Source organism: Psychrobacter sp. FME13 (genome assembly GCF_014861395.1).
Taxonomy (GTDB): Bacteria; Pseudomonadota; Gammaproteobacteria; order Pseudomonadales; family Moraxellaceae; genus Psychrobacter.
In genome coordinates this window covers 56,521-62,552 of record NZ_RRYV01000005.1, presented here as the reverse complement: position 1 = coordinate 62,552, position 6,032 = coordinate 56,521, and the positions used below count along the sequence as shown (strand labels likewise).

The window sequence follows — 6,032 nt, the reverse complement described above, 5'->3', positions numbered from 1 at the left end:
TGACTATCTCTGCGAGCAGTTACGCTCGCCTAGACTGATTGTTGCGTAAGTCCTAATTATTAAGCGTATTAGTATCAATACTCATATCACCGACTGACTCAATAGAAGCGCCTTTATTGGTCACTGTAGTAGCACTACCTACCGCTTGATGATTGGCATCCAGACTACCGCCAATATGCAGCTCACCATTACTGATGATCTTGGCTTGACCGTTAAAATCTTCATTAAAGAAACCAGCACGTGCCTCATTAGGATTGTTATTCAGCGTCTCTACACCGATATCTAGGCGCTGACGAGCGGCGATTACTGGGGCAGGATCTGAGGTAACTGTATAATAAGTCTTTTTATCCACTAATAGCTGATTATAAGCATCTGGAAACTGAGTCTTATAAAACTCAATGAATGCATCGCTCCATCCCTGCACATTATTGAACTCTGTTGTAACGTCTACCAAACACCCCGGCCCAGCCACGCATTCATCTACCTGAGTTTTAGTAAATACATCTGGCGTGTTATTAAGCGTGGTTGCCTCTATAGCAACGTGATCACCGTAGATACGGCCATTACTATAGTTATTGACTGTATTACCAGTATCCAGATACGTATTCTCACCGTTGATCAAACCACGATTGTCAATGTTAGTAGCGGCATTTAGCTCAGTTGTACCATTGCTAATCAGCTCAGCATCTTTTTGATTGCTAATACTTTGGGCATTGATAGTTAACGCATTTTGTCCCGATAGCTGACTACTATTAGTAAAACTGCCTTGAGTGGTGAGTACGACTTCATTGGCATTTATGGTATTGGTATTATCATAACTGATATCATTGACGATATTGATATCCGCACGTCCATTGGCAAGTACCTCACCATTGGTATTCGTAAAGTCTTTTGAGCGGATCGTAATATCGTTACTGGCGGCGATACGACCACTATCATTATTGACTGCAAGCTGACGATTCGTAGCGTCGGTATCGACAATCGAGATATCATTACTTTGAATACTGCCCGCTTGATTATTGATCTGATTGCCCGCGGTGAGCATCAATTTATTATTAGCCAATAGCTGACCGCTTTGGTTATTTATCGTGCTCGCATTAATACTTATTGCGTCATTGGCGATAACACCTTGCGACTTATCCTCACTGCTCTGTTTGGTGTTTTGATTGTTTAGTACACCTGTAGTCACATCAATATTAGTACCGGCCTGAATCAAGCTACCTGTAACGTTATTATCAATACGGCCTCGGCTAGCATTACCTACCGTCAAGTTGATAGTGTCTGCTACTATTTGACCACCTTGGTTGTCTAAGGCATCGCTATTACTCGCTGTTAGCGTTAACGCTTCCGCTGCCTGCAACAACCCTTTTGCGTTGTTGACAGTCTCATCTGATGCGGCATCAATCGTGAGCTGTTTGGCTGAAATAATGCCCGATTGGTTATTAATGTTATTAACATCAATATCTGCCGTACCATTGGCTAAAATACCTGTTTGTAGGTTACTCACGGTACTGGTGTTTTTATTGTTCAGATTGCCCTTAGCATTGATATTGAGGGCTTGGTCAGCATTCGTTTGTGCAATTAAACCGCCCTCATTATTGATATCAGCATTGCTACTCAGCGTGATAGCACCACCCGATAGCACACCTTCTTTATTGTTTATCGTACTGCCAGCTTGAATATCTAACTGGTTACTGGCCGCGATAACCCCTTGGTTTTTGATATCTTGACTAGAAACAATTGCCGTATCATCAGCAGCACTAATCCGGCCTCCTATCTGATTGTCTACGCTAGTTGCATTAATAGTTAAATCTTGGGCCAATGCGGCGATTTGAGCTGAGTTAGTAAGCGTCCCAGCTTGCAGCAGCATATTTTTATCACTAGCAATAATCGCATTGCTCTTATTGTCTAGTGCATTGATGGTATTGATCTCTGCAAACCCTTTTGCCACGATCGTGGCACTGTTGCTGTTCGTTAACTGGTCACTATTAATCGTCAGGTTATTGCCACTTTGAATATAGGCCTTGTCTCCTTGATTACTGACTGATTCGCTACTCAAATTTAGGTCACCGTTTTGGCTAACTAATTGACCATTGTTGTTTGTCAGTGTTTTAGCATTCAAATTGAGAGTATCGCCTTGTATCACACCCTCAGAATTATCTAAACCACCAGATACCTTAGTGGTCAACGCTTGGGTGCTGACAATAGCACCCTTCATATTATCAAGCTGATTGGCTGTCACATCTGCCGAACCGTCTCCACCATGAACAATCGTACCTTCCGTGTTATTAAGCGTACTTTTGCTATCGATATTTAGTGAAATAGCATTGCCACCGATAACGCCTTTTTGGTTATTGATAGTACCATTTGTTACTAAGTTAAAAGCCTGTTTACCTGTTTGATTGATCGTACCTGCCACATTTGATAGCTCATTAACTTGCCAATCAAACTGACCTGCCTGTAATACGCCGCCATCATTGCTCAGCTCGCCATTGGTATTTAAGCTTGCCAACTCTGTCACGTTGGTATTGGCTTTATCTAAGCGAATATCACCCGCGCGCGCTGTCAGCGATAGGTTGTTACTTTGATTACGACTATCCGTCAAATCAAGCTCACTACCCTCGATCTTAATATTACCCATGGCAATATTAGTCCCCGCATTGCTTTGTTTTTCTATGCTGTTAACCGTTAAATTTGACGTCGTATTGCTAAGCACTCCTGTTGGCGTTAATCCTGCTATCAGCTGTCCATCAGCACTTTGTACTAGGCTGCCTGTATTCACGGTGCTATTGCTTTGGGCGGCAATACTGCCTGTGTTATTCATCGCGCCTTGGTTGACGATGTCCACATCAGCTTGGCTGTATAGGCTGCCGCTGTTGGTCAAAGTGCGAGAGTTAAGATTCAAGTCATTGACGCTTGAAATTTGTCCGTTGTTGTCTATCTCAGCAGCAGTGACTGCGAGGCTACCGGTATCGCTCGCAACAATGCCTGTGCCTGCATTGGTGAGGCTCTTTTGAATCTGTAACTGATTAGTACTAGATGCTGTATTTTTTTCGGCGGTTTGGGTGGTATTAACCGCGACAATACGCCCATCGGTGTTATCTAGATTTTGTGCGCTGATAGCAAAGCGATTGGCTTGTACCATCCCTGATGTGTTATCGATATCTTTGGCGATTTGCCACGTTTGCTCACCTAAACTTAAGACTTCACCTTCCGTGTTATTTACACTGTCTGCATTGATATTCAAACGAGTATCATTGGTAGTGCTTTGACCAGCGTGAATAATTTTTCCACTACTATTATCGAGCGTCGTGGTGTTCAGTGTTAGGTTGTCTGAATTACTCGCAATCTCACCACGTGTGTTGTCGATGCCTTCTGCCAGTGCAAGTGTCAGGTCTTGTTCACCTGTCTGTGTCAGCTTACCATCGGTGTTGTTTAAGCGCTGGGCATCAATCTTTAGCACACCACCACTGAGGACGCCTGCTGTATTATCTAAAGTGCCATTCGTACTGCTTAAAGTAAGCGTGTCTGTCGCTGCTATCGAAGCGTTTGTGGTATTGATACCAGTACGGGCAGTTGTGTCAATACTGCTACCTTGGGTATTGCTGTCTGTCAGATTCACCTTATCACCGTTTAAGCTCACATCGCCAGTCGCAATATGATTGCCTTGACTGGAGATATCGCCGCTCGCTAGGACATTAAGATTTGCGCTATTATCTAGCAATGTCCCATCAGCACTCATCCCTGCGACCAAGCTACCACTGTCTGTTTGTGTCAGACTGCCAGTCGTCATATCAACATTACCGCCACTGGCAATCGTGCCACTGTTGTTGATGGTATCTGTCGCGGTTAGTTGTGTATCAGTTTTACCATAGAGCTGACCACTGTTATTGACGCTATCCGAGCTTGTCGTCAGACTGCCTTGCGCGGTAATTTGGCCGCTGTCATTATCCAAAGATTTGCTGGTAATGACGGCATCTTTGGCACTATTGATCGCACCTTGAGTATTCGTTAAGTCGCCGCGACTGTTGATCGTCAAACCTTCTTGCGATATCAACTTACCACTGCTGTTGTTAATATGATGACTGTCGGTATTTAACTTGGCACTACTTTGAATAACACCTGAATTGTTATTGATGTCACCATTAGCGTTCAGTGTGATATCACCATTACTGGCAAGCGTCCCTTTGGTATTATCAATATCGCTATTTGTGCTGATGTTAATGCCAGCATTAGTGATAATCTGACCTTCAGTATTATCAAAGTCCGTTAATTGCCAATCTATCGACTCAAGTTGCAGGCGACTGTCGGTATTAGAGACATTACCATTATCAGTGATATCAAGAGTGCTGGCCGCTAAGCTGGATTTATCTTGGTTGGCGACGCTGTCAGCTGACACATTGATATCACCATTTGTATAAATGCTGCCTGTGTTGGTCAGATTGCCCGTATTAATACGGCCGTTTTGAGTGATGATAGGCAATGGATCAGGCGTTATCATTGATTGCGAACTACCATCTGCACTTGATTCAATACTGCTGCCATTAATAGCAGTGCTTGGCGGCGTGGTGGTTGGGTCAGCAGATGAGTTGGTGTTATTCGTATATAGCGCTTGGCCTATGACAGCATCTTGCTGATTGATAAATTTCTGGGCTGTGATAGACAAATTACCAGTACCCGTTTGTAGCAGTTTACCGCTATTTTTGAGTGCTGCAGACTGAATGTCAAAGCTACCAGCGGCTATCTCACCTGAGTTATCTATATTGCCAGTTTGCTGCGAGGTTAACGCATCATAACTGCTCATAACGCCGCTGTTTGTTAGATTACTACTGTTGAGATCGATGCTACCGCGACTGCTTGCGATAGTCCCTGAGTTATCAATGCTAGAATCTTTAGTGCTGATATCTACTTTGTCTTGATTGGCAACGAGGCTACCTGAGTTGATCAAATTACCATTACTGTCTAATTGAAGGCTCCCAGCGCTTGCGATAATACTACCAGCGTTGGTAACGCCCATGCCCTTTTCTGTACCAATCAGACGGATCTTCCCTGCATACATCGCACCCAATGCTAAAACATCCAGTGCCACACCCGTCGCTTGGTTGCTGCTATTGGTCGCATTTTTGGGTGTGACAATCGTATCTGCCGCATCCGCTTCGTAGCTGACTTGATTGTCACCAGTAATTACATCTAGGTTTTTGGCATAGGCGCTGGCGTTAATGTCAGTCGTTTTAGCAATGATTTGAGTGTAATCACTACTGCTAGTATCTAAGCCATCACCATCGATACGAACCTTACCACCTGTTACATCAAAGCCTGTCAAGTGGCCTTGATCCATGAGTGCTTGACCGGTCGTTAGCGTGGTACGAGAGGCGTTGATAAAACCGCAGCCAGCACAACTGATGCCCGCAGGGTTGGCGATAATCAATTCAGCCTTGCCACCAGCAATCTCAGTATAGCCACCCAGACGGCTCGGATCGCTTGAATTGACTTCATTTAAGATAACACGCGCTTCGCCGCGTGCTAGATAAGGATTGCCTTCTACCCAACCAGCAATCTGGGTCTGAGCATTGGTACGGCTATTGTTAAGAATGGCACCATCAGAACCGACATCAAATTGACTAAAAACATTGCGTGAGACGCCAGCAGCACTTGGTGTCTGAATATTCACCTGTGCCGTACCATTTGATGCCTGCAAGACGACCGCTTGCTGGGCAGCGGCAGCATTACGATCAGCGACTATTTTGGTGCTATCGGCATGAGCATTTGTGCTAAAACTATTGCTGATGATGGTTGCCATACCAAGCGCTAACAGTAGATGTGAGCGCAAACTATTCAGCTGACCACCTTGATAATAACCATTAGTGTGAGTCGTTGTCTGTGAGCCACCAGCAGTTTGACTGATTGAACTACCACCCTCGCTAGGGTTACTGGTTTTACCTTGAGAGCGTGCCGCCTCTGACACCACCATGAGCATTCCACGGGCTTTGTTAAAAATAACTCGGTAGCATTGAGCGTTCATTGTGATGTCC

1 protein-coding gene is annotated in these 6,032 nt (G+C 44.5%); it reads right to left on the bottom strand.

What is annotated here, in order from left to right; all coding sequences use genetic code 11:
- Window positions 1-52 precede the first annotated feature (52 nt).
- Window positions 53-6,022 (bottom strand): filamentous hemagglutinin N-terminal domain-containing protein, encoded by a 5,970-nt coding sequence (locus EI164_RS01665; RefSeq protein WP_192518266.1) that lies wholly within the window; start codon window positions 6,020-6,022, stop codon window positions 53-55.
- Window positions 6,023-6,032: the final 10 nt, after the last annotated feature.